The organism is Streptomyces sp. NBC_00582, from assembly GCF_036345155.1.
In the GTDB taxonomy this organism is placed as follows: Bacteria; Actinomycetota; Actinomycetes; order Streptomycetales; family Streptomycetaceae; genus Streptomyces.
Genome location: NZ_CP107772.1, coordinates 6,772,754 through 6,795,779, shown reverse-complemented (window position 1 = coordinate 6,795,779; position 23,026 = coordinate 6,772,754). Strand labels below are relative to the sequence as shown.

Genomic DNA, 23,026 nt, shown 5'->3' with positions numbered 1-23,026 from the left:
CCATGCCGGCCAACCCCCGCAACGGCCGCCCCTACCGCCGCCTCTGCGACAAGCAGCGCGCCCTACGCCTGCCCTGCTGGTGGTGCGGCGAACCCATCCGCTACGACCTCACCGGCCTCGCCGCCCAACGCCACCGCGACGCCTTCACCCTCGACCACGCCGTCCCCCTGTCGAAGGGCGGCGACCTCCACGACCCCGCCAACGCCCGCAGCGCACACCGCCGCTGCAACTCCGCCCGAGGCAACCGCATCGACGCCGCACGGCAGCCCGTACGGTCGTCACGAAGGTGGTGACCATGCGGACGGACACCCAGCAGCCTCTACCGATGAGCCCCGAACTCGCCATGGCGTTCCACCGCGCCCACGAGGACCGCAACGCCTACATCAGCGAGCAGCCCTGGCAGATCCGCATGCGGCCCGGCTTCGAAGCCTCCATCCCGTTGCCCGGCTGCCCCCACTGCTGGCGCGATGCAGAGGTCGTGCAATGGCACGTCTTCGCACACGAGATGTGGACCATCGTCGAGCCCTGCGGCCACTGGTTCCAGACCGAGACCCCCATCACCGTCCAGCGGACCGGAGACGGCTGGTTCGCCGAGGAGGAATGGCTGCCGTGAGTTACGACGACGACTACGCCAAGCTCGCCCAGCGCTTCAAGGCCGCGCACGCACGCGGCAAGCTGCGCGTCCTCACACCCCGCAACACCGCCTGGCAGACACGCACGGGCATCGCCTGGTGGCTCGGCTACGCGCTCCACGAACCCCGTGACTTCGCGTACACCGCGCCCCGCCGCATCGCCTGCCGCGTCCTCCGCCAACACAACCCGACCTGCGTCGGCCGCCCCGCGCCGCATCCCCGGAGGTGGTGACGCATGGCCACCGGCGAACTCGCCTGCCACGTCCGCTGCCCCGTCTGCGGCGAGGAGATCACCCTCGACGCCGTCCTGCGGCTTGGCATGAAGCGCATGGTCCTCGGCATCGACCTCGCCCCCGTCCACGCCCACATCGCCGAGCAGCACCCCGACCAGAGCGACGAGACGTAGCGCCAGCGCCCACTGTCGGACCCATGAGCCACGATGAGCCCATGACGACATACGACGGTCCAGCCACGGTCATCGCAGACGGTACCGAGTACGAGGTAACGGCACAGCTCACCAGCACGTCCCGGGAGTGGTACGGCTCGCTCGAGGTCCCCGACGGGACAGCAGCGTCGGCCATCTTCGAGGCCGACAACACCAAGCTGCGCATCGGCGCCCGCGACGCCGACTTCCTCTCCCAGGACGGCAGCACCGACATGGACATCCAAGGCAGCGGCCGGCCCCCCTTCGGCAGCTGACCAACCGAGCCCGCGGCCGACGAGGTGGTGACCACACCGTGCTGTACGTCGTCACCGGCCCGCCGGCCGCGGGCAAGTCCTCCTGGATCGAGGCGCGGGCCACGCCGCGCGACATCGTGATCGACCTGGACCGCATCACCCGCGCCCTCACCGGCCCCGGCGCACCGCAGTGGAACCACGACCCGATCGCCAGCAAGGTCGCCCTGCGCGCCCGGTACGCCGCCATCGACGAGGCCGTCAAGCACCTCGACTCCGTGGACGTCTACCTGATCCACACCATGCCCAGCGCCACCTGGCTCGCCCGCTACCGACGCCTCGACGCCTCGATCGTCACCGTCGACCCGGGCGAGCAAGCCGTGCGTGAGCGCGTGCGGGCGATGCGATCGCCAGCGATGGACCGCGTCGTCACTCGCTGGTACCGCCACTACCGAGGCGGCGACTCCCGGCCGGCGGCCGCGCAGTCGTCCCGCGAGTGGTAACCCTCCGCTACCCCGCCCGACCGGTCACGGACTGCTACCCGAGGTCCGCGCGGCGGGTGCTCGCGGCGCCCGATCGTGATCCACTCGGCGGCTGGCGGGGGAGAGTGGGTTCGAACTTGGGCGAGGACCCGGGCGACCCAAACGCCCTTGTCGCCCGTATCTCTCCCCGAGCCGATCGCTAATCCACGCGAACCGAGTTGGGCCCCATTAGCGGACCATGATCACCGCCCGCCGCCCGTCACTCTCCGTGATGATCGACCGTAGTCACTCGGAGTGACGGCCCTTCAGGACGGAGCTCGCTAATGACCGCGAACGAGACTCGGCGGATTAGGGCGGGCGCCGTCGCGAAGGCGACCCGCGCCGAGCTCGATGACCTCGGTGTCTCCCCCGAATCGAGCGCCTCGGCCGCCGCGGCTCTGCGCCTCGCCAAGATCATGGACTCCTCCCCTGACCCGAAGGAGGTCGCGGCCGCCGCCCGCGAGTTGCGCCAGCACATGCACGTAGCGCGAGGGCTGGCGCCTCCGAAGGACAGGGGGGACAAGATCGATGAGCTTGCTGCTCGACGCCCCCGCCACTCCGCGTAGCGGCGATCCGATCGGCTGCCAGACCCCGCGCATCATCTCCACCCCGCACTACCGGCGCATCGAGACAGGCCGCTGGACCGGGATCGAGGACCAGGCCGCGCTCGACTTCCGCTCCCCGGCCGGGCAAGAGGCCATCGAGCTCGCCGCCGACTCCAGCCTGATGCTGGACCCGTGGCAGCAGCTCGGCCTGCACCACAGCCTGGCCGAGGACGACGAGGGCCGCTGGACGTCGTTCGAGGTCGTCCAGAACGTCACCCGGCAGAACGGCAAGGGCGGCTACCTCGAGGCCCGGCAGATCGCCGGGGTGATGCTGTTCGGCGACAAGCTGGTCATCCACACCGCCCACGAGTTCAAGACCGCCCGCGAGAGCTTCCGCCGCCTGGACCAGCTGATCGAGGGCTCCTACGCCCTCAGCCGCCGCGTGAAGCGCGTCCTGCGCAGCCACGGCGAGGAAGGCTTCGAGTTCCTCAACGGGGCCCGCATCCTGTTCCTCGCCCGCACCGGCAGCTCCGGCCGAGGCTTCTCCGGCGACCTGGTCATCATGGACGAGGCCATGGCCCTGCGCGCGGCGCCCATCGGCGCGCTGCTGCCCATCATGTCCGCGCGGCGCAACCCCCAGCTCGTCTACACCTGCTCGGCCGGGATCGGCCAGGAGAGCGAGCAGCTGGCGCTGCTGCGGGCGCGGGCGCTGGCGAACAGGCCGGAGCCGGACGACTCCCTCACGTACCTGGAGTGGTCGGCCGAGCTGCACGCGCGGGAGTGCCCGCGGGACGAGGACGGTCACATTGTGTGTGCAGAGCACGACGACCGTGCGGACGTACGGACGTGGCAGCGGGTGAACCCGGCGCTGGGCATCCGGATCCGCGTGCAGGCCGTACGGCGTGAGCTGGCGACCATGAGGCCCGACCTGTTCGACCGTGAGCGGCTCGGGGTGGGCGACTACCCGGCGCAGGCCGAGGAGACCTGGCAGGTCATCGCCGAGGCCGCCTGGCGGGCGCTGAGGGTGCGCCAGTCAGCCCTGACGGATCCGGTGGCGTTCTCCATCGACACGACGCCGGAGCGGTCCTGGTCGGCGATCAGCGTGGCCGGTGGCACCGAGGGCGACGGCCGGCATGTGGAGAAGGTGGACCACCGGCCCGGCACGGACTGGGTGATTGAGCGGGCGGACGACCTGGACCGGAAGTGGTCACCGTGCGTGTGGGTGATCGACGAGGGCGGCCCGGCTGGCTCACTGGCCGGGCCGCTGCGGAAGAAGCTGGCCGAGCGCGGCCGTGACCACCTGGTCGTGGCGCCGAAGGTCCGCGAGCTCACCCAGGCCTGCGGTCAGTTCTACGACCGGGTGCAGGACGGAAGCCTGCAGCACCTGGACCAGGCGCCGTTGGCGACGGCCCTGGCCGGGGCGACGAAGCGTGACGTGGGCGACGCGTGGCTGTGGTCGCGGCGTGGCGACGGTGTGGATGTGAGTCCGCTGGTGTCCGCCACGTACGCGCTGTGGGGCTGGGAGCAGTACCACGACGTCGAGCCGGAAGGGGCGCCGAACGTATGGTGACGAAGGAGCCGGAGGAGCCGGAGGCCCGGCGGGAGGGCCGGGGGCTGCTGGTCCTCGAGGTGGTGTTCGTCCTCGTCGTGGTGGTGGGACTGTCGCTGTGGAGTGTGCCGGCGGCGGTGATGCTCGGGGGCGTGCTGGGGGTTCTGGCGTGCGAGCGGGCCATGGCCGACCGGCGTGCTGCGGGCGGGCAGGACGGGGCGCAGGCGGGGGGTGAGCAGCCGTGAGTGGTCTGTTCGGCCTGTTCGGCGGGCGGGCGCAGCGGGGCCTGGAGAGCCCGGCGCAGCCGCTTACCTCCGAGGCACTGGCCCAGTTCCTGGGCGGCGCGCAGTCGGATGCCGGGGTGTCGGTTTCGGAGACGACGGCGCTCCGGGCATCGCCGGTGTACCGGGCGGTCAGCCTGATCGCCGGTGTGTCCGCCGCCCTGCCGCTGCACGCCTACAAGGACGGCACCCGGGACAAGGTGAGGTCGGATCTGCTGCGCAATCCGCACCCGGACCTGACGCCGGTGGAGCTGTGGCGGTTCGCGTACCTGTACCGGGTGCTGTGGGGCAACACCTACATCCAGAAGGTGCGTTCCGTATCAGGGCAGGTCAAGGAGCTGTGGCCGCTGTCCTCGGACCGTGTGCGGGTCGACCGGGTGAAGCCGAGCGATGCGAACCCGGCGGGGAAGCTGTTCGACGTCACCGACGACTGGGGCGTCTCGCACGTCCTGACGTCAAAGGAGATCATGCACATCCCCGGGCTGGGCTACGACGGGCTCACCGGCTGCTCGCCTGTACGCCTGGCCATTCAGGGCATCGGACTCGCGCAGGCCGCCGAGAAGTCCGCGGCCCGGCTGTTCGGCAACGGCAACATGATCGGCGGCGTGCTGCAGACCGAGCAGCGCCTAGACCCGGACCAGGCTGCCCGGCTGAAGGAGCGCTGGCAGGCCAAGATGGCCGGCGTCCAGAACAGCCACGAGATCGCCGTGCTGGACAGCGGCGCCGCGTACAAGCCGGTGGCCATGCCGAACACGGACGCGCAGTTCCTCGAGTCTCGGCAGTTCCAAGTCGTCGAGATCGGCCGCATGTTCGGCGTACCGCCGTTCCTGCTCATGTCGACGGAGAAGTCCACGTCGTGGGGTACGGGGCTGGAGCAGCAGGCCCAGGGCTGGGTGACGTTCGACCTCAACCCGACCTGGCTCACGCCGACCGAACAGCGGGTGACCAAGGAGCTGATGCTCCACGAGGACTACACCAGCTACCAGATGGGCGGGCTGCTGCGGGGCGACTCGGCGGCGCGGGCGACGTTCTATCGGGCGATGCGGGACGTCGGCGCGTTCAGCGCCAACGACGTGCGCGCCCTCGAGGAGCTTCCGCCTCTGCCCGCGGGCGAGGGCGGCGACGCCTATCTGCAGCCGATGTACATGGCGCCGCTGGGCTCCAACCCGCTCGCCCCGGACGGCGAGCAGCCGGCTGGTGCGGGATCGAACAGGGCGCGGGCGGCCGCGCTGATGGCGGAGGCGCAGCGGCTGCTGCAGACCCCCGACGAGATCGAGGAAGGTTCCTGATGAGGACTCTGACGAGGACGACGACTGAGGAGCGCCGCCGCCTGCCTCTCTCGACGGCGGACGTCGCAATCCGCGCTGACGAGGGCGTGACGGGCGGCGAGCGGTTCAACGGCTACGCTGCGGTGTTCAACTCCCGTACAGCGATCGGCAACCCGCTGCGGTGGGGCTTCTACGAGGAGATCGCGCCGGGCGCGTTCACCAAGACCCTGGCCGAGGGCGACGCCCGGATGCTCATCGACCACGACTCCTACTACGTGGTGTCGCGGGTCTCGGCCGGGACGCTGAGCCTGGCCGAGGATGCGCGGGGCCTGGCCGTCGACTCCGCCCTCGACGAGGGCCTGTCGTACGTCTCGGACCTGAAGACGAACATCCGCAACAAGAACATCACCGGCATGAGCTTCGGGTTCTACGTCATCAAGGACGACTGGACGCTGGAGAAGGTAGAGACGTCCGACGGGCAAACCGCCGAGGTGGAGGTGCGGCGGATCCTCGAGGCCCGCCTCATCGAGGTCTCCGCGGTGACGTTCCCGGCATACGAGGAGACCGAGGCAGAGCTCGCGTCGGTGGCGTCGGCCCTCGTCAGCCGCGGCGACCGCACGGCGATCGAGGAGCGGGCGAAGTTCCGGCCGGAGCTGCGAGACCTGCTCCAGCTGGTCGGCGCCAGCGCGAACGCCGACGGCGGCACGGCCACGGCAGCCGGTTACGCACCGGCCTCAGGCGAAGGGGACGCCCGGGAGACGGCGGCCGCCGAGGAGCGGGGGGCTCTGGCGGTGCACTCCACCGACACTTCGGACGCCTCCTGGGACGGGCCCGCGAACTCCAGCGATCTCCCCCAGGAGGAGTCGGCACTACGGATGGCGCACGCCTGGGTGGACCCCGACGGCGACGCCGACAAGAAGGCGTCGTACCGGTTCATCCACCACTTCGTGGGCGTGGACGGCGACGTCGGCACTGCCTCGACGGTCGCGTGCACCACGGCGATCGGCGTCCTCAACGGTGCCCGCGGCGGGACCACGATCCCCGAGGAAGACCGCCAGGCGGTCTACAAGCATCTGGCCCGGCATCTGAAGGACGCCGGGATCAAGGCCCCAGAACTGAAGTCGCTGACGAGCGAGCCGGGTGAGTCCACTCGCGAGAGCAGCACACCGGAGCCCGCCGCGGCCCCGACCGCCACCGAGCCGGCAGAGACCACTCGGGGCGACCTCGACGCGCGCGCCCTCCGGATGAAAGGCCTGGCTGCCCGCTACGGGCTGCCCAGGGCCCGCTCGTAACCCGTACTCACCCGAAGGCCCCACGCCCCTGGTGTGGGGCCTTCGCCATGCCTGAAAGGAAACCGGCATGAGCGTGCAGCTCAGGCGGCTCATCGAAGAGCAGAACACCCTGTGGCAGCGGATGCAGGACATCCAGGCCGCAGCCGAGAGCGAGACCCGCGACCTGACCGCCGAGGAGCGGCAGAACTGGGACCAGGCGGAGGAGCGGCTGACCGTCGTCTCTGGCGACATCGAGCGCCTCAACCGCATGGCCCAGCTGCAGCAGATCGACCGCAGCCAGATCGTGTCCACGACCGGCGAGCCTGGCGACCGCCGCGGCACGGACACGGAGGACCAGGCCCGCCGGTACAACGAGGCGTTCGGTCTGTACCTGCGGGGCGGCATGGACCGGCTCACCCCGGACCAGCGGAACCTGATGATGGACCACGAGGTCGACCTGCGCGCGATGGGCGCGGGCATCGACACCGCCGGCGGGTTCACCGTCCCGGACGAGTTCCGCAACATCATGACCGAGACGATGAAGGCCTTCGGTGGCCTGCTCGCTCTCGCCGACGTCATCCCGACGTCGACCGGTGCGGACCTGAAGTGGCCGACCAACGACGACACCGGCAACGAGGGCGAGCTCCTCGGCGAGAACCAGCCGGCGGGCGAGCAGGACCTCAGCGTGGGCGGCCGGACGCTGAAGGCGTACATCTTCTCGTCGAAGCAGGTCAAGCTGTCCATGAGCCTGCTGCAGGACAGCGCGTTCAACCTCGAGCAGTGGGTGCCGCGCAAGCTCGGCGAGCGGATCGGCCGCCGCGCCGCCCGCGCGTTCACGACCGGCACCGGCGTTGACCAGCCCGAGGGCCTGACCACGTCCGCGGTGGTCGGCAAGCAGGGCGCGAGCGGCCAGACCACGTCGGTCATCTACGACGACCTGGTCGACCTCGAGCACAGCGTCGACAGCGCGTACCGGTCCACCGCCGAGTACCTGATGCACGACAGCACCCTGAAGGTGATCCGCAAGCTGAAGGACACCCAGGGCCGCCCGCTGTGGGTGCCGATCCCGGCGCCCGGCTTCCCCGCCACGATCAACGGGTTCAAGTACAACCTGGACAACTCGATGCCGACCCCGGCCGCGTCGGCGAAGACGATCGCGTTCGGTGACTTCAAGGCGGGCTACGTCATCCGCCAGGTCCAGGCCGTGCAGACGCTGCGCCTGGTGGAGCGGTACGCCGAGTACCTGCAGGTCGCGTTCCTCGGGTTCTCCCGTCTGGACGGCATGATCCAGGACTCCTCCGCGATCCGCCTGTACCAGCACGCGGCCAGCTGACCCAGCCATCCGCCCGGGCCCGGGCCGCCGTCGTGCGCCCGGGCCCGTCGGCATCCGCAGAAAGGAGCGCGTCGTGAAGGACGCGTACAACAACCTCCTCGTCAAGAACTCCCTGACGCCGGCCGCGCGGACGGCGTCGGCGAACGGCACGACGGTCGACCGGGCCGAGGACTCTTCGATGTTCGAGGACGCCCTGGTCGTCATCCCCGTCGGGACCGTCACCGACGGCACGCACACCTTCGAGGTGCAGGACTCCGACGACGGCACCTCCTGGGCGGCCGTCGCCGATACCTACCTGCAGGGCACCGAGCCCGCCGTCACCTCGAGCACCGACGAGACGGTGTACGAGCTCGGCTACAAGGGACTCAAGCGCTACCTGCGGGTCATCACCACGGTGACCGGGTCGCCGTCCACCGGCGGCCTGTACGCGGCCCAGGTCGTGCTGTCCAACCCGCGCGTCGCCCCGGTGGTCCGGAACTGATGGCGCGCATCAAGGTGCTCGAGGCGATCGCCGGCGCGGACTTCTCCTGGTCCCCCGGCGACGTCATCGAGGTCAGCGTCGAGGAGGCCGCGGCCTGGGCCGACGGCCACCGCGCGGTCCTCGCCGACGACGGCGGCGAGGGCCCGGTCAAGTATGCGGCCGAGGACCGGGTTCCGGTGGTCATCGGCGAGAACGGTCAGACGCTTGAGGTCGTCGACGCCCACGTCGAAGGAGCCGAGGCACCGGACGGCGGGGACGACGGTCTGTCCTGGTCGCGGTGGCGGGTGACCGTACGTCTGCCCGTTCCGGCTGCCGAGGACGACGACCAGGAGCCAGCCGATCCGGCGGACCTCGAGAACGAGGAGCCGGAGGAGCCGCCCGTGCCGCTGTTCAACCCTGACGAGCACAGCAACAAGGGAGTGCTCGCCTATCTCGAGACCGTCGGAGAGCAGGAGGCGCTGCGCGTGCTGGACGCCGAGGCGGCCGGACAGAACCGGGCCGGGATCGCTAAGAACAGGGAGACGGTCCTCGAGGCCGCGCGGGCGCGGGACGTCGCGGAGGGCCGCATGCCGCCGGAGGTCGCCGCGGACTTCTCGCGCGGCGGTGGCGGTGCCGAGGCACCCGAGACCCGCGACTGGTAGGGGGCCACATGCCGGGCTTCGGGATGCTGCGCGACGACTTCGACGACGGCGTCCTGGACCCGGTGCTGTGGTCGCAGTCGTACGGGGACCCCACCGAGCAGGGCGGCCGCCTGCGGGTGCCCTGCACCGCTGGGTACGCGGGCGCCCGTACGGCCAGCGTCTACACGCTGTCGTGGTCGCAGGTCGCGGCCCGGGTGTATCCGCCGGCCGCGAACGGGGCGGCCACGGCCGCGTGCTCGCTGCTGGTCCTCACCGATACCGGTGGAACCGACGCGGGGTTCCTGGTCGACCGGGCGCAGTCCGCGATGGGCCTGTACCTGCGGCAGGGCTACGCCGATCCCGGCGCGCTCTTCCCCGTGTATGACCCTGCGGCGCATACGTGGCTGCGGCTGCGTGAGGACGGCGGCTCCCTGTACTGGGAGGCCTCCCCGGACGGCGGGACGTGGACGGTGCTGCGTACGGCGGCCTCGCCCGCCTGGGCCGCGCACACGGATCTCTCGCTGCTGTACGAGGCCCACCGCGACGCGGGCAGCGACGACTTCGCCGAGCTCGCCAGCCTCAACACAGCCCGGGCCGGATCGGCTGGACCGTACGCCCGGCGGCTCGCCGGGCCAGGCCCGGGGAGCCGGACCGCACCGACGATGACGGGAGGTTGAGATGCCCTTCGACCTGGGCGCAGTTGTCCCGCTCGGTACGACCGTGCGGGACTCCAGCGGGCAGCTGGCGAACGCTGGCTCGATGGCGCTGACCATCGGCCTGCCGGATGGCACCTCGACGACCGTCGACCCGGTGGCGCCGACGTCGACCGGTGTCTACGGCTACGACTACCCGACCGTGCAGCCGGGACGGCACACGGTGCGCTGGGTGGCCACCGGCATCAACGCCGGTGCCTACCCGGATGTCTTCGACGTCCGCGAGGGAACGCTGACGTGGATCGTGTCCCTGGCCGACGCCAAGGCCCAGCTGAAGCTGGCCCACACCACGGACCAGGACGACAACGTACGCCGGTGGATCGGTGCCACCACACGGGCTGTGGAGTGGTTCGTCGGGCCGGTCGCCGTACGAACGGTCACCGAGACCCACAGCGTCGGCCAGGTGCGGGCGCTCGCGCTGCGCAAGATCCCCGTTCTCGAACTGGTCAGCGTGGTCGCGGTCCTGGACGGCGGCACCTCCTACGACGTCTCCACCCTCGACCTGGCGGGTGAGGACGGCGTCGTGCGCCGCAAGGACGGCGGCCTGTTCTACGGGCCGCTGCGGCCCACCTACAAGGCCGGGCGCCGCATCGTCCCCGAGAACATCAGCGCGGCGGCCGAGCTGATCCTGCAGCACCTGGCGCGCACCCAGTACGGCAGCGGCCGGCCGCAGCTGGGCACCGGCGACTTCGACGTCACCGAGCCCATCCCGGGCCTCGGCTTCGCGATCCCGAACCGCGCACTGCAGTTGCTCAGCCCCGACCAACTACCCCCCGGGATGGCCTGAGATGGCGAACTCCAAGGTCCCCGCCGCGATCGCGAACCTGCTCGCGATTTTGCGCGCGCGGCCCGCCCTGCAGCAGGGCCTGCTCATCCTCGACGGACCGGCAGTCGTCGACGTCTCCCAGGCGGACCTGATCTCCGTGGGCTGGTCTCCCGACGGCGACCAGGCCGTCGAGCTGGTGCAGGACTTCAACGCCGCCGGCGCCCGCACGAGGAACGAGCAGTTCGCAATCCATTGCGTCATCGACGTGTGGAACGGCGGCAACGACATCGCAGCCGTCAGGGTCCGGGTGTTCGAGATCTTCGCCGAGATCGAGAACGCCCTGCGCGCGTCCGACCTCACCCCCGACGCGCCGACCCTGAACAACACCGTGCTGTGGGCGCACCTCACCAGCGGCGTACTGCGCCAGTCCTTCACCGAGCAGGGCGCCCGGGTGGCCCTCTCCTTCACGGTGACCTGCCAAGCCCGGATCTGAAGGAGGAGAAGTCATGGCGCGTGTGCGCTTCATCGGCCCGGAGCCGGTGACCGTGCCCGAGCTCGACAACCGCACGGTCGAGCCGGACGAGGTCGTCGAGGTACCGGACCGCCGCTTCGATGGCTACGTGTGCCAGCCCGGCACGTGGGAGGCCGTCGAGGAGCCCAAGGACGAGGCGGCCCCGGCGCCGCTGAAGAAGACCGCGGCCAAGGCCGCGAAGGGAGCTGAGGACTGATGGGCATCGGATCCGGGCTCGGCGCCCAGATCGGGCTCGCCGCGGAGTCGACGTACGGAACGTTCGTCGCGCCCACGCGTTTCCCCGAGTTCACGAAGGAGTCGTTGGCCCTCAAGAAGACGACAGCCACCAGCACCGGCATCGCCGCCAACCGGCTGCTCGCGCTGTCGTCCCGCCGTGTGGTCACCCGGCGGGAGGCCACGGGGTCGATCGACCTGGAGATCGCCAACAAGGGCATGGGTCTGTTCATCCAGGCCTTGATGGGGACCACCGTCACCCCCGTCCAACAGGGCGCGACTACCGCCTATCTGCAGACGCACACCCTCGCGGACACGGCGGGCAAGAGCTTGTCCATTCAGGTAGGTGTGCCGCTCACCACCGGCACCGTGACCGACAAGTCGTTCGTTGGCTGCAAGGTCACCTCGGGCGAGTTCTCCTGCGGTGTCGGCGAGATGCTCACCGGCAGCTTCGAATTCGACGGCAAGGACTGCGACGAAAGCCAGACCCTGGCCGCCGCCAGCTACGTCAACGCCGGCCCGTTCCACTTCGGGCAGATGGCTCTCAAGACGGGCACGTTCGGCGCGGAGACGGCCCTCGACGGCATCCGCAAGGTCACCTGCAAGGTGGAACGCCCGCAGGACACTGAGCGCTTCTACGCCAACCAGTCGGCACTGAAGAAGGAGCCGATCTCGAACGACCTGGTGAAGATCACCGGGTCGCTTGAGACGGACTACGTCGCGACCACCCTGGACGATCTCCACACCAGCGACGCAGCGACCAGCCTGGTGTGGGAGTTCGTCGGCCCACTGATCGCGAGCACGTACTTCGAGACGTTCCGGATCACGCTCCCCGCCGTGAAGCTTGACGAAGGGCCGCCGAGCGTGGACGGCTACGGCGTCATCAAGCCCACGTTCAACTTCACCGGGCTCTACGACGCAACGAACCTCCCGAAGATCGAGATCATCAGCACCGACACCACGGTGTGAGCGAGCCGTGGTTCGCGACGTCCGCATCACCGGCACCGGCCAGCTGCTCGAGCTGTCCGCGCGGCTGCGCCGGGCCGGTCACAACAACATCCGCAGCAGCTTCGCCCGGCGCATCCGCAGGGCGGCCGAGCCGCTGAAGAACGACCTGCAGACCGCCATCCGCCACCTGGACATCCGCTCCCAGGGCAGGGGGGCAGGCAAACGGGGCGGCGCCTCGCCGACGACCCGACCCCTGCGGTCATCGATCGCCGAGGCCATCCGGATCAGCGTGCGCACCACCGGCGACCCGGGTGCCCGAGTCTGGCTCGACCGGTCCCGCCTGCCCTCGGACATCCCGGCCGGCCTCGTCGACCGGCTGAACGAGGGCCGCCTGCGCCACCCGGTCTTCGGCAACCGCAGGCGCTGGGCCCAGCAGAACGCCACCCCCGGCTGGTGGGACCGCACCGTGCGTTCCCACACCGACCGCATCACCCGCGAAGTCGCCCGCGTCACCGACGACGTGCGACGCCGCATCGAGTAGGAGAGTCCCCCTTGATCATCGTGTACACCCCGAAGGACGGCGCGCCCGAGCACTACGACGCCACCACCCTGAAGGTCTCCGAGGCGGCGATCGTGCAGCGCACGGTCGATATGAAGTGGCAGGAGATCCTGGGCGGGCTGGAGAACGACGACCTCGAGGCGATGCGCGGCATCGTCTGGGTCCTGAAGAAGCGGTCCCAGCCCAGCATGCGGTTCGGGGACTTCGACCCGGGCGTCACCGAGATGACCGCCCGTCTCAGCACCCTCGAGGTCGAGGCGTACATCAACAACGCGTTCGAGGCGCCGGCCACCAACCCGGACATCAGCCACGACATGGTGGCCGAGATCCTCCGCGGCCGCCTGCCGCAGCTGGCAGCCGACCCCGATCACGCGCTGGAGATGCTCGAGGCCCGGGCCGCCCGGGGCCCAAAAGCCGAGCCGACGGGCGCGGCGCCGGAGCAGGAGGAGAGCCTGCCGGCCGAGCCTTCGAGCCTGAGCCCGACATCGAGCGAGCCCGAGCCGTCTACCTCGGGCTCTTCGCCCACCTCCTCCACATCCCTCCTCCCCTCGTCGACGACCTCACTGTCGGCGACTTCTACTCCCTGATCGCCTGGATCGAGCAGCACCAGGCCCAGCTCGCCAAAGGCGGTGACGGCTGATGTCCACCCTGGTGTTCACGCTCTCCGGTCACGACGACCTGTCGGGCACGCTGGACGGGGCCGGGGACTCCGCCGACCGTCTCGCGCGCCGCCTGGACGCCGCCGCCCGCTCAGGCAACGCGTCCATGCACGGGTTCACCCGGGACACGCAGGGGCGGCTGCGGGACCTGCAGGGCCGGTACATCTCCGTCTCTGACGCCCAGCGTCTGCTGACGGCCAGTACCGGCGACCTGACCACTCAGTTGCGCGCGACGACCCCGGCCGTCCGCAGCAACAGCAGTGCGATGGACGAGCTGCGCAAGGCCACCCTGCTGTTGTGGCCGGCCGCGATCCCGGCCGCCGCCTCCCTCGCCCCGATCGCCGCCGGCGCGACGACCGTGGCGGCCGGGATGCTGGCGATGGGCGTCGCGATCATTCCGCAGATCTCCGCCCTGTCGGACGTGGCAGAGGCGGAGAAGGCCCATGCCGATGCCGTCGAGAAGTCCGGGGCGTCCTCGGAGGAGGCGTCCCAGAAGCAGGCCGAGTACGCGGCCGCCGTGGCCAAGCTGCCGCCGGAGACCCGGCAGGCGGCGGCCGCGGTCAGCGTCCTCAAGGACAACTACAAGGAGTTCTCGAACAGCCTCGCCAAGGACACGATGGCGCCCTTCATCAAGGGCGTGTCCATCCTCGACGCGCTGCTGCCCAAGACTGCAGGTCTGGTCAAGGTCACCAGCGCCGAGGCTGACCGGTTCATGACGATCATGGGCGGGGAGGTGGCATCCCCGGGGCTGGACAGCCTCAACAGCAAGTTCACGACGTTCGCGCAGAAGACGTTGCGCAGCGTCAACGACGAGATCGTCCACCTGCTCCGCATCAGTGACAGCGGACAGGTCGGCGGGAGCGCGCGGGAGTTCCTGGAGTGGGCGCGCGCACAGGGACCCACGGTGGCGAGTGTCCTGCGCAGCGTGGCCGAGGCAGCGATGCACGTGCTGGATGCCGGCAGCGACGTCGGCGTCGGCCTCCTGCAGACCATCGAAGTCCTCGCCCGTCTGGTGTCCGCGGTGCCGGCCAGCGCGATCACGCTGTTCCTACAGCTCGCTATCGCACTGAAGGCAACGAAGCTCGCCGTACTCGGGTTCGGCGCGGCGAAGGCCGCGCTCACCGGGTTCACCGCACAGCTGATGACCATGCAGGCCGCGGCCGCCGCCGCACCGGGCAGGCTCGCCGGTGTCAGCGCGGCGATCGGCACGCTGTCGCGCACGGCGAAGGTGGCCCTCGTCGGCACCGGGATCGGGATCCTGCTCATCGCGCTGAGCCAGCTGTCGGAGATGGGGCAGTCCGCTCCGCCGGACATCGACCGGATGACCACCAGCCTGGGCAAGCTGGCACAGACGGGCAAGCTGTCGGGCGAGGCGGCCCGCGTCTTTGGCCAGGACTACGAGAAGCTGGGGGATGCGCTCGCCACCCTGGCCCGGCCGTCGAATCTGGACAAGGTCCAGCAGAAGTTGACCAGCCTGATCGGCATGGACTCGACGCCAGTGAAGGACGCGAAGGAGGCGTTCGACGGTCTCGACAAGGGCCTGACCAACCTGGTGCAGGGGGGTAAGGCAGGCCTGGCGAAGCAGGCGCTGGACAACGCTATCGCCGGGCTGAAGGAGCAGGGGTACACCTCTGAAGAGGTGACGAGCCAGCTCGACGGCTACAAGTCGGCGCTCGCGGATGCGGCATTCGAGCAGCAGTTGGCGGCCCAGAGTATGGGCGTGTTCGGCGCCCAGGCGCAGGACGTCCAGGCGAAACTGGCCGCGCAGAAGCTCAGCGCGGACGGGCTGCGCCAGTCGATCCAGGCCCTGTCGGACACCAGTCGCAGCGCGTTCGACGCGCAGACCAAGTTCGAGGCCGCGGTCGATGCGGTCACCAAGTCCTTGCAGGACAACGGGCATACGCTCGACGTCGGCACGGAGAAGGGCCGCGCGAACCGCGACGCTCTCAGCCAGCTGGCCACGGCGACGGAGGACGCCGCGGCGAAGGCCCGGGAGAACGGCGCCTCGTGGGAGACCGTGGCCGGCATCTACGACAAGGGCCGCAAGACCCTCGTCGACAACGCTGCGGCGATCAGCGGCAACCGCAAGGAAGCCGAGGCGCTGGCGAACCAGCTGCTGAAGATGCCCGACAAGACCATGCGTCTGGAGATGCGGACCGAGGACGCGACGCGGAACCTCGGGTCGGTCATCGCGGCGATGAAGAAGGCGCCGAACTCCAAGAGTGTCACGGTCAAGGCGCTCACGTCGGACGCGATCGCCCTGCTGCGGGATCTGGGTTTCAAGGTCACGAAGCTGAAGGACGGCCGCTTCAAGGTCGTGGCGGAGACCACCAACGCGAAGGCGAATATCGCCGCAGTGCAGCGGGCCCGAGACGCGCTGAAGGACAAGACCATCGACCTGGCCGCGCGGGACCGGGCATCCGCTGCCGCGCGGGCGATCCAACGCGCGATCGCTGGGCTGCGGAACAAGACCGTCACGATCACGACCGTCCGGGCGACGATCGCGACGTACTCGACGTCCACCAAGCCGGTGACCGGGCAGGGAGGCGTCAGCAAGTACGCCGGCGGCGGCACGCCGGAGGCCGGTGAGATGGCCATGGTCGGCGAGAACGGACCCGAGCTGGTCGTGTTCGGCGAGGCCGCCAGGGTGTTCGACGCGACGACGACGCGGTCCATGATGCGCGGCACGGTCGGTGCGGGCCGTGCCGCCATTGACGGGCTGATCGCGGGGCTCTCCTCTACGGGTGGGGTGTACTCGGCCGCTCGGTCCATGGCGTCCGCGGTGACGGCGGGCATCCGGGACGAGATGGAGATCAGGTCCCCGTCGAAGAAGACCACCGCCCTGGCCAAGGACATCGGCAAGGGCCTGATCGTCGGCATGACCTCGACCCGCGACAAGATCAAGGCCACAGCCGCCGACCTTGCCAAGGACATCAAGGCCGCGTTCTCCGGCAAGAAGGAGGTTTCGCTCCTCAAGTACGTCGACCAGCAGACGAAGAAGCTGCTGGACCTGGCGGCCAAGCGGGACAAGATAGCCGCGACAATCGCCACCGCGAAGGCCTTCGCGAGCGACCTCACCCAGAACGCCCGGGAGGGAGCCGGGCTCAGCAACCTGGGCATGGACGCGGACCAGGTCACCGCGGGCGGCATCAAGGCAGGCCTGGCCGACAAGCTCGCGAAGATCCAGCAGTTCACGCGCTACATCGGGATCCTCGCGAAGAAGGGCCTCAACAAGTCGTTGCTGAGGCAGGTCCTCAACATGGGGCCCGAGCAGGGCTACGCCTACGCCTCGGCGCTGGTCGGGGCGGACAAGGCCACCTTCGCCTCGATCAACAGCATCCAGACGCAGATCAACAAGGGCACCGACACGCTCGGCAAGCTGGGCGCGGACGCGATGCACGACTCGGGCGCCGCCGCGGCGAAGGGCTTCCTCACCGGTCTGTCCAGCCAGCAGAAGCAGCTGGAAGCCACGATGGAGAAGCTGGCCAAGGCCATGCAGAAAGCCCTGCGCAAGGCGCTCGGGATCCGCTCGCCCGCACGCAAGGTCATCCCCGACGGCATCCAGACCGCACGCGGCGTGGCCGTGGGTGTCCTCGCCGGACTGCCGTACATCGACCGGGCCATGGACACGCTCTCCGGGCGGATCGCCGGGCGGTCCGCCATCGCGCCCACCGCCGGACGTCCCGCCCTCGTCGGTGCCGGTGCGGGCGGGTCGATGACCGTGACCGTCAACGTGATGGACGCCCGCGACCCAGTTGCCACAGCCCGCGAGATCCGGCGCGAACTGCTGGAACTCAAGCGCGTGTACGGCCTCAACGTCGAACTGAAAGTGGGGTGATCTGATGCCGCTGCTCGTCGAGATGGGCTGGGGCGGCCTGGTGCAGCTGCCAGCCACCATCACCTGGACGGACATCAGCACCTACGTCGACGTGATCAAAGCCGGAGTGACGATCGACCGGGGGGCCTCTGATGAACTGTCGGAGACCCAGCCGGGGACAGCCACTTTGCGCCTGGACAACAGCGACGGCCGCTTCACCGCCGGCAACGCATCCAGCCCGTACTGGCCGTTCGTGCGGCGCAACGCCCCGATCAGGATCGCGGTGGCGGTCATGCCCACGCTGTCCGGGTCGGCGCCCTACCCGCTCGCGATGCTCGGCGACGACTTCGACGACGGCCGGGTCAACACCACGCTGTGGCCGACGAACACGGGCGGCGCCGGCGTCGAGACGAGCGAGGGCCGCCTGCGCATCACGCTGGCCCCTGGCGTGGACACGAACTTCACGTCGGCCCGGCAGTGGACGCTCGTCGGCAGCAAGCTCACGGCGAAATTGTCCACGGTGCCGGCATTGAACGGGTCGTCGAACTGCGCCGCGAGCATGTGGGTCACCAGCACCACGTCGGGTACGCGGATCGGCTGGCGGTACGACGCCTCCACTGGCGTCATCAGCGCCCAGTCGCAGACGTCGTTCTCGGACGGTACCCCCACCAACCTCACCTACTCGGCGATCGACCACGCGTGGCTACGGGTGCGAGAGGCCAGCGGCACCGTCTACTGGGAGACCTCTGGCGACGGATTCGCCTGGACCACCCGCCGCACCCTGGCCACCCCGTCGTGGGTCACCAGCCAGACCCACGCGGTTGACTTCCCCACCACCCGCACCGGAGGCACGGCCGGGTACATCGAGTGGGACCTGGTCGGCGCCGAGATCCGCCCCCGCTTCTGGGGAATGGTCAACGGTTTCCCCGTCACATGGGAAGGCCTGGGCTCCACCGTCACAATCAGCGCGACGGACCTGTTCAAGCGGCTCAACCGGATGCCCGTCCTCAGATCCATGGTCGCCGAGGAGATCATCCAGCTGGAGCCGGTGGCGTTCTACCCGCTCACCGAGCCAGCCGACTCCACCACCGCCGGCGACCTGTCCGGCAACGGCCTGCCATCCATGGCCACCACCCAGGCCGGAACGGGCGGCACCCTCACCATGGCCGCCGACACGGGGCCCGCCGCCACCGGGGAGAACACACCCACCTTCACCCCGTCCAGCTCCACCAACGGCAAGTACCTGCTGGTCGACATGGGCGCCGCCGCAGCGAACGAGCTGTCTTCCGCGCGTCCAGCGATGGAGGCCTGGTTCAAGACGACCGTCACCGGGCGGGCGATCCTCGGCCTGTACTCGACTGACCTGCAGTACGTGCACGTGCTGTCCCTCTCCGCGAGCGGCGCCATGCAGGTCGAGTGGACGGCCACCGGCGCCTCCACCCTCACCGTGGAGACCGTGGCTTCCACCAGCGGCCTCAACGACGGCAACTGGCACCACGTCGTCTACGACCAGGTCCTCAGCGGCAGCGTGTGGGTCGACGGCGTCCTCGTCGACGCCAGCCTCGCCGCCGTCACGGTCGGCCAGGACCAGCGCAACCTGAACATCGGCGGCTACCGGGGCACCCGCCTGTGGGACGGCTCCCTCGCCCACGTCGCCGTGTACGCGACCAACTTCATCGGCTCCGCACTGGCCCTCCACTACGGCGGAGGCGTGAACGGGTACGCGGGCGAGGACGCCGACGACCGGATCCAGCGGCTCGCCCAGTACGCGGGCATCATCGAGGTGTACATCGAAGGCAGCACCCACGACCCGATCGCCTCGCAAGGGCCCGGCGGCAGCCAGGTCGTCGCCCGGATGCGCGAAGTCGAAAGCACCGAGTCGGGCAAGCTGTTCGCGCAGCGCGACTACTTCGGGATCGCCTACCAGTCACGGGATGTCCGATACAACCCGGACTCTGCGTCCGAGGTTTTCACGATCGCCTACGCCGACCTGGAGACGGCTAACGTCTCGCTCGCCGACGACGACCAGAAGTTGGTCAACGACGTCGAAGCGGTCCGGCCGGGTGGGGCCACCCAGCGGGTGACGGCGCCCTCGAGCGTGCTGGCGTTCGGCCCGTTCTCGCGGTCGCTGAACATCCTCAAGACCAACGACAACTCAGTGTTGGACGCGGCGTACTGGCTGGTGTCCCGGTATGCCGACCCCTCGCCGGAGTTGCGCGAGGTGCCGATCGAGGCATTCACGATGTCCAACTACCTGGACATCCTCGACACGGACATCAGCTCGTACTTCTCCGTGACCGGCCTGCCGTCGCAGGCGCCGGCCTCCACCCTGCGCGTCACCGTCGAGGGCTACACGGAGACGATCAAGCAGCGCAGCCACCACATCCAGTTCCACACCAGCGCGTCCTTCACGGACTCCGTGTGGGTGCTGGACGACACCACCTACTCCGTCCTCGGGTCCACGACCCGCCTCGCCTACTGAAAGGGAGGTATCGGCCGTGGCCATCGCCGTCGTGCGCGCCGAGACGTTCTACCTGCCGCCGCCCCGCCAACCCGCCGCCTGGGACGAGGTGCCCCCCGCCGAGCGGGTGTTCCGCTGGGCGGAGCACCGCCAGCAGCGGCGCCTGGTCCCACCCGTCGGATACCTCCTCGGCCAGCAGGCCTACGCCCGCATCAACCACAACAGGTGGGTCGCCGACTGCCCGTGCGGGTCCGCTCAGGTCGTCACCCCGGCCGACCCAAGGATGGCGTGCACCGAGTGCGGCCTCGGCTGGATCCGATTGGTGTTCCCCGAGGACCCGGCGGCCGCGGAGGCCCTCATCGCCGACGAGCTGCCGCACGAACGGAACTGGTGGCACGACAACGATCCGGCCTGGGACCGGCCGGCCGAGTCGTCGGACCAGGTCCTCAACGGAATGGTGGCCGAGACCGCGGCCGCGGCCGGACTCCTCTCGGCCTCCCGGCGCCCGTCGCTCGCACCCCTGATTGAGGAGGCCTCGCAGTGACGTTCGCACCGAGGACCTGGGTGGTCGGCGAGGTCGTCACCGCCGCACTCCTCAACCAGGAGATCCGCGACCAGTTCAACAGCATGTTCGCCGCCTGGACCACGTACACCCCAACGTGGACAGCAGCCACCACCAACCCGGTCCTCAACAACGGCACGATCAACGGCCGGTACATGAAGATCGGCCGGACCACCCTTGTCGCGTTCAGGCTCACCATGGGCAGTTCGACCACCTACGGCTCAGGCGCCTACTCGTTCGGGGTGCCGAGCGCGGCGGCCTCGTCCAGCGTGGACGCCATCGGCGGGACCCGCCTCACCTCCGGGTCCACCTACATCGGTCAGCTGTTCCTCGGTTCCGGCGGCTCAGCGTTCAACGCGACCTTCCCTACAGCCGCGACCCCGGCGAACGCCTCGAACATGACCGCCACCACCCCCGCCACGCTCGCCTCCGGCGACATCATGCGCGGGTCCATTGCCTACGAAGCCGCAGCGTAAGGAGCCCCGTGACCGCCACCACCATCGACGTCGCCCCGGCCACATACGTCGTGCGTGTCACCGGGGACCTGGTCCTCAAGGGGCTCTACTCCAACGACGTGACGACGGCCAACCTCGAGATCCCCGTCGACACGGCAACGGACACCTGGCGGACGGTCGCCACGATCGTCGTGCCGGTCGACCCCGGCGACATCCTGACCGTGGACGCCCGGGCCCGCGTCACCAGCGAACTCGACTATCCGGTCGGGATCGGGGCGCACCTGTGGATCTACGACTGCGACCCCGAACCGGGCCCGGACGGCCTCGTGCCGAAGGTGTCCGAACGCCCCTGGACGAAGATCGCCCCCTCGTGGGGAATGAACGTCACCGACGACATCCACCACCTGCCGTTCCAAGTCGGGGCGCTGTGGCAGGTCCCCGCGGACTGGCCGTGCCGGGTGGACGGGACACCGCACCGGATCGTCGTGGCCCTGCGCGCAGACGGCCACTCCACGGCCGCAGTGTCCGGCGACAAGGTCGCCGGGGACCCCGGATACACGCTGATCAGGGTGCGCCGCGAAGCCGTCGCCCCCTGACCGTCCTCCACCCGCCCGCCCCGCGCCGCAGGCCGGGGCGTTCTTCATGCCCAAGGAGATGACCATGAGCTTCAGCATCCACGCGGCCGGCCTCGTCGCCGACGCCGTCGAGCAGGTCAAGGCCGCCGAGTGCCAGGGCGACAGCTCGCAGTTCGAGGCCCTGCGCGCGCTCATCCTGGCCGAGCTCACCGCCTGGCCCTCGAGCGAGCACGGGCCCAAGGGCGTGTTCGTCGAGGCGTCCGGTCACCACGACGTGCACAGCCGGAACCTCTCGCTCACCATCCGGCCGATGTACATCAAGGTCCCCGCGGAGAGTGCGCGATGACGGTAGCGAGCGGACCGCAGATCTACCCGGAAGCAAACCGGGATCACTGGTATCAGGGCACCTTCGGCGGCGACAAGATGGAGGTCAATGTCGTCGTCCTGCACACCACCGAGGGCCGCACGCTCCCGGACTACGGGGGAGGCGGGAGCGCCCCGACGCTGACCGCGGTGCCGGACTTCTCGGCGAAGAAGCTGAAGTGGTTCCAGCACTTCAACATCGACACCTCCGCTCGCGCCCTGGTGAACCTGCGCGGCGGGGTAGAGACGAACACGAACAACGTCTGCCAGGTCGAGCTGGTCGGCACCTGCGCCCCGGACACCCACGCGAAGTGGAAGGCGGCGGGCCAGGCGCACATCTACTGGCCGGAGGCCCCCGACTGGGCGCTGCGCGAGGTGGCCGAGTTCCTCGCCTGGATGCACGAGCAGCACGGCGTGCCGCTGTCCGGCCCGGCATCGTGGCCGGCCTACCCCTCGTCGTACGGGGCGACGAAGGCCCGGATGAGCGGCACCACGTGGGACGCGTTCAAGGGCGTGTGCGGGCACATGCACGCCCCCGAGAACGTGCACGGCGACCCGGGCTCGATCGACTTCGCCAAGCTGCTCGGCTACGCCAAGCAGGCCGCGGGGGCGCCGGCCCCGCCGGCCACCGAGCACCCGGTCTATCAGCCGTTCCCCGGCACCGACTGGTTCAAGAAGAACCCCAAGTCGGCGATCGTCACCGCGATGGGCAAGCGCCTGGCCGCCGTCGGCTGCTCCGCCTACTCCTCCGGCCCGGGCCCGCAGTGGACCGAGGCCGACCGGCTCTCGTACGCGAAGTGGCAGCGCAAGCTCGGTTACACCGGCTCCGCCGCCGACGGCTGGCCCGGCGCCAAGTCCTGGGCAGCGCTGAAGGTGCCGCACATCTGATGAGCCAGGACCGAGGTACGCCGCCGGCGGACTGGCCGGGCCTCGAGATGGCGGGCATGACCCAGCTCACCGACGACGTCTACTACGGCTGGCTCAGCCACGCGGCCAACCCGATGTTCTGGCACTGGTGCAAGGCCCTCGAGGGCGTACCCGCTGAACTCACGGTGCATGACGGCTGCTGGGTCGCGGCCAGCACCAGCGACCACACGCTCGTCTCCCGCGAGCCGCTCCACCTCGAGCCGTCCCTGCTGTGGCGCTGCTGCAACCTGCACGGCTGGGTGCGCGAGGGCGTGTGGATCCCCGCCTGATCTTCTCCCCCGGGCCCCATCACCAGGGCCC

29 protein-coding genes are annotated in these 23,026 nt (G+C 69.9%); all 29 read left to right on the top strand.

Annotation, left to right across the window (positions count from 1 at the left end; translation table 11 throughout):
* The first annotated feature begins 2 nt into the window (after positions 1–2).
* Positions 3–293, top strand: a complete 291-nt coding sequence (locus OG852_RS30605) for an HNH endonuclease (RefSeq protein WP_330349589.1) — start codon at positions 3–5, stop codon at positions 291–293.
* 2 nt (positions 294–295) lie between these two features.
* The gene (locus OG852_RS30600; protein ID WP_330349588.1) at positions 296–613 is read left to right on the top strand and encodes a hypothetical protein; all 318 of its coding nucleotides are present in this window, start codon (positions 296–298) and stop codon (positions 611–613) included.
* Complete coding sequence (locus tag OG852_RS30595) at positions 601–864, top strand: hypothetical protein (RefSeq protein WP_330349587.1); 264 nt, start codon at positions 601–603, stop codon at positions 862–864. The genes OG852_RS30600 and OG852_RS30595 overlap by 13 nt, the downstream gene beginning before the upstream one ends.
* 3 nt (positions 865–867) lie before the next feature.
* Positions 868–1,038, top strand: a complete 171-nt coding sequence (locus tag OG852_RS30590) for a hypothetical protein (protein WP_330349586.1) — start codon at positions 868–870, stop codon at positions 1,036–1,038.
* Between the two features lie 41 nt (positions 1,039–1,079).
* A complete protein-coding gene (locus OG852_RS30585; protein WP_330349585.1) occupies positions 1,080–1,331 on the top strand; it encodes a DUF4873 domain-containing protein in 252 nt (83 codons plus the stop codon).
* Positions 1,332–1,369: 38 nt separating this feature from the next.
* Positions 1,370–1,810 (top strand): hypothetical protein, encoded by a 441-nt coding sequence (locus tag OG852_RS30580; RefSeq protein WP_330349584.1) that lies wholly within the window; start codon positions 1,370–1,372, stop codon positions 1,808–1,810.
* A gap of 302 nt (positions 1,811–2,112) precedes the next feature.
* Positions 2,113–2,394, top strand: a complete 282-nt coding sequence (locus tag OG852_RS30575; RefSeq protein WP_330349583.1) for a hypothetical protein — start codon at positions 2,113–2,115, stop codon at positions 2,392–2,394.
* A complete protein-coding gene (locus OG852_RS30570) occupies positions 2,357–3,943 on the top strand; it encodes a terminase (protein WP_330349582.1) in 1,587 nt (528 codons plus the stop codon). The genes OG852_RS30575 and OG852_RS30570 overlap by 38 nt, the downstream gene beginning before the upstream one ends.
* The gene (locus OG852_RS30565; protein ID WP_330349581.1) at positions 3,937–4,167 is read left to right on the top strand and encodes a hypothetical protein; all 231 of its coding nucleotides are present in this window, start codon (positions 3,937–3,939) and stop codon (positions 4,165–4,167) included. The genes OG852_RS30570 and OG852_RS30565 overlap by 7 nt, the downstream gene beginning before the upstream one ends.
* Positions 4,164–5,492: a phage portal protein gene (locus OG852_RS30560; protein ID WP_330349580.1), complete on the top strand. Its 1,329-nt coding sequence runs from the start codon at positions 4,164–4,166 to the stop codon at positions 5,490–5,492. The genes OG852_RS30565 and OG852_RS30560 overlap by 4 nt, the downstream gene beginning before the upstream one ends.
* A complete protein-coding gene (locus OG852_RS30555; protein ID WP_330349579.1) occupies positions 5,492–6,763 on the top strand; it encodes an HK97 family phage prohead protease in 1,272 nt (423 codons plus the stop codon). The genes OG852_RS30560 and OG852_RS30555 overlap by 1 nt, the downstream gene beginning before the upstream one ends.
* A gap of 67 nt (positions 6,764–6,830) precedes the next feature.
* A complete protein-coding gene (locus tag OG852_RS30550) occupies positions 6,831–8,075 on the top strand; it encodes a phage major capsid protein (RefSeq protein WP_330349578.1) in 1,245 nt (414 codons plus the stop codon).
* 73 nt (positions 8,076–8,148) lie between these two features.
* Entirely contained in the window at positions 8,149–8,556 is a 408-nt protein-coding gene (locus tag OG852_RS30545; RefSeq protein ID WP_330349577.1) for a hypothetical protein, read from the top strand.
* Positions 8,556–9,197 (top strand): hypothetical protein, encoded by a 642-nt coding sequence (locus tag OG852_RS30540; protein WP_330349576.1) that lies wholly within the window; start codon positions 8,556–8,558, stop codon positions 9,195–9,197. The genes OG852_RS30545 and OG852_RS30540 overlap by 1 nt, the downstream gene beginning before the upstream one ends.
* Before the next feature lie 8 nt (positions 9,198–9,205).
* A complete protein-coding gene (locus OG852_RS30535; protein WP_330349575.1) occupies positions 9,206–9,853 on the top strand; it encodes a hypothetical protein in 648 nt (215 codons plus the stop codon).
* Between the two features lies 1 nt (position 9,854).
* Positions 9,855–10,676 (top strand): hypothetical protein, encoded by an 822-nt coding sequence (locus tag OG852_RS30530; RefSeq protein ID WP_330349574.1) that lies wholly within the window; start codon positions 9,855–9,857, stop codon positions 10,674–10,676.
* A gap of 1 nt (position 10,677) precedes the next feature.
* Positions 10,678–11,148, top strand: coding sequence for a hypothetical protein (locus tag OG852_RS30525; RefSeq protein ID WP_330349573.1), 471 nt, complete (start codon positions 10,678–10,680; stop codon positions 11,146–11,148).
* A 13-nt stretch (positions 11,149–11,161) separates the two neighbouring features.
* Positions 11,162–11,383, top strand: a complete 222-nt coding sequence (locus OG852_RS30520) for a hypothetical protein (RefSeq protein ID WP_330349572.1) — start codon at positions 11,162–11,164, stop codon at positions 11,381–11,383.
* The gene (locus tag OG852_RS30515; RefSeq protein WP_330349571.1) at positions 11,383–12,369 is read left to right on the top strand and encodes a phage tail tube protein; all 987 of its coding nucleotides are present in this window, start codon (positions 11,383–11,385) and stop codon (positions 12,367–12,369) included. Before OG852_RS30520 ends, OG852_RS30515 begins: the two co-directional genes overlap by 1 nt.
* A 7-nt stretch (positions 12,370–12,376) precedes the next feature.
* Positions 12,377–12,889 carry a hypothetical protein gene (locus OG852_RS30510; RefSeq protein ID WP_330349570.1) on the top strand — a complete coding sequence of 171 codons (513 nt, stop codon included), beginning with the start codon at positions 12,377–12,379 and terminating at the stop codon, positions 12,887–12,889.
* Between the two features lie 11 nt (positions 12,890–12,900).
* On the top strand, positions 12,901–13,494 hold the full coding sequence (locus tag OG852_RS30505; protein ID WP_330349569.1) for a hypothetical protein: 594 nt from the start codon (positions 12,901–12,903) through the stop codon (positions 13,492–13,494).
* A gap of 52 nt (positions 13,495–13,546) precedes the next feature.
* A complete protein-coding gene (locus OG852_RS30500) occupies positions 13,547–17,404 on the top strand; it encodes a hypothetical protein (protein ID WP_330349568.1) in 3,858 nt (1,285 codons plus the stop codon).
* A 4-nt stretch (positions 17,405–17,408) separates the two neighbouring features.
* The gene (locus OG852_RS30495) at positions 17,409–19,865 is read left to right on the top strand and encodes a hypothetical protein (protein WP_330349567.1); all 2,457 of its coding nucleotides are present in this window, start codon (positions 17,409–17,411) and stop codon (positions 19,863–19,865) included.
* Positions 19,866–19,881: 16 nt separating this feature from the next.
* Positions 19,882–20,388, top strand: a complete 507-nt coding sequence (locus OG852_RS30490) for a hypothetical protein (protein WP_330349566.1) — start codon at positions 19,882–19,884, stop codon at positions 20,386–20,388.
* Positions 20,385–20,882, top strand: coding sequence for a hypothetical protein (locus OG852_RS30485; protein ID WP_330349565.1), 498 nt, complete (start codon positions 20,385–20,387; stop codon positions 20,880–20,882). Before OG852_RS30490 ends, OG852_RS30485 begins: the two co-directional genes overlap by 4 nt.
* Before the next feature lie 8 nt (positions 20,883–20,890).
* A complete protein-coding gene (locus OG852_RS30480; protein ID WP_330349564.1) occupies positions 20,891–21,457 on the top strand; it encodes a hypothetical protein in 567 nt (188 codons plus the stop codon).
* Positions 21,458–21,521: 64 nt separating this feature from the next.
* Positions 21,522–21,782 carry a hypothetical protein gene (locus OG852_RS30475; RefSeq protein WP_330349563.1) on the top strand — a complete coding sequence of 87 codons (261 nt, stop codon included), beginning with the start codon at positions 21,522–21,524 and terminating at the stop codon, positions 21,780–21,782.
* A complete protein-coding gene (locus OG852_RS30470; RefSeq protein ID WP_330349562.1) occupies positions 21,779–22,687 on the top strand; it encodes a peptidoglycan-binding protein in 909 nt (302 codons plus the stop codon). Before OG852_RS30475 ends, OG852_RS30470 begins: the two co-directional genes overlap by 4 nt.
* A complete protein-coding gene (locus tag OG852_RS30465) occupies positions 22,687–22,995 on the top strand; it encodes a hypothetical protein (RefSeq protein ID WP_330349561.1) in 309 nt (102 codons plus the stop codon). Before OG852_RS30470 ends, OG852_RS30465 begins: the two co-directional genes overlap by 1 nt.
* Positions 22,996–23,026 lie beyond the last annotated feature (31 nt).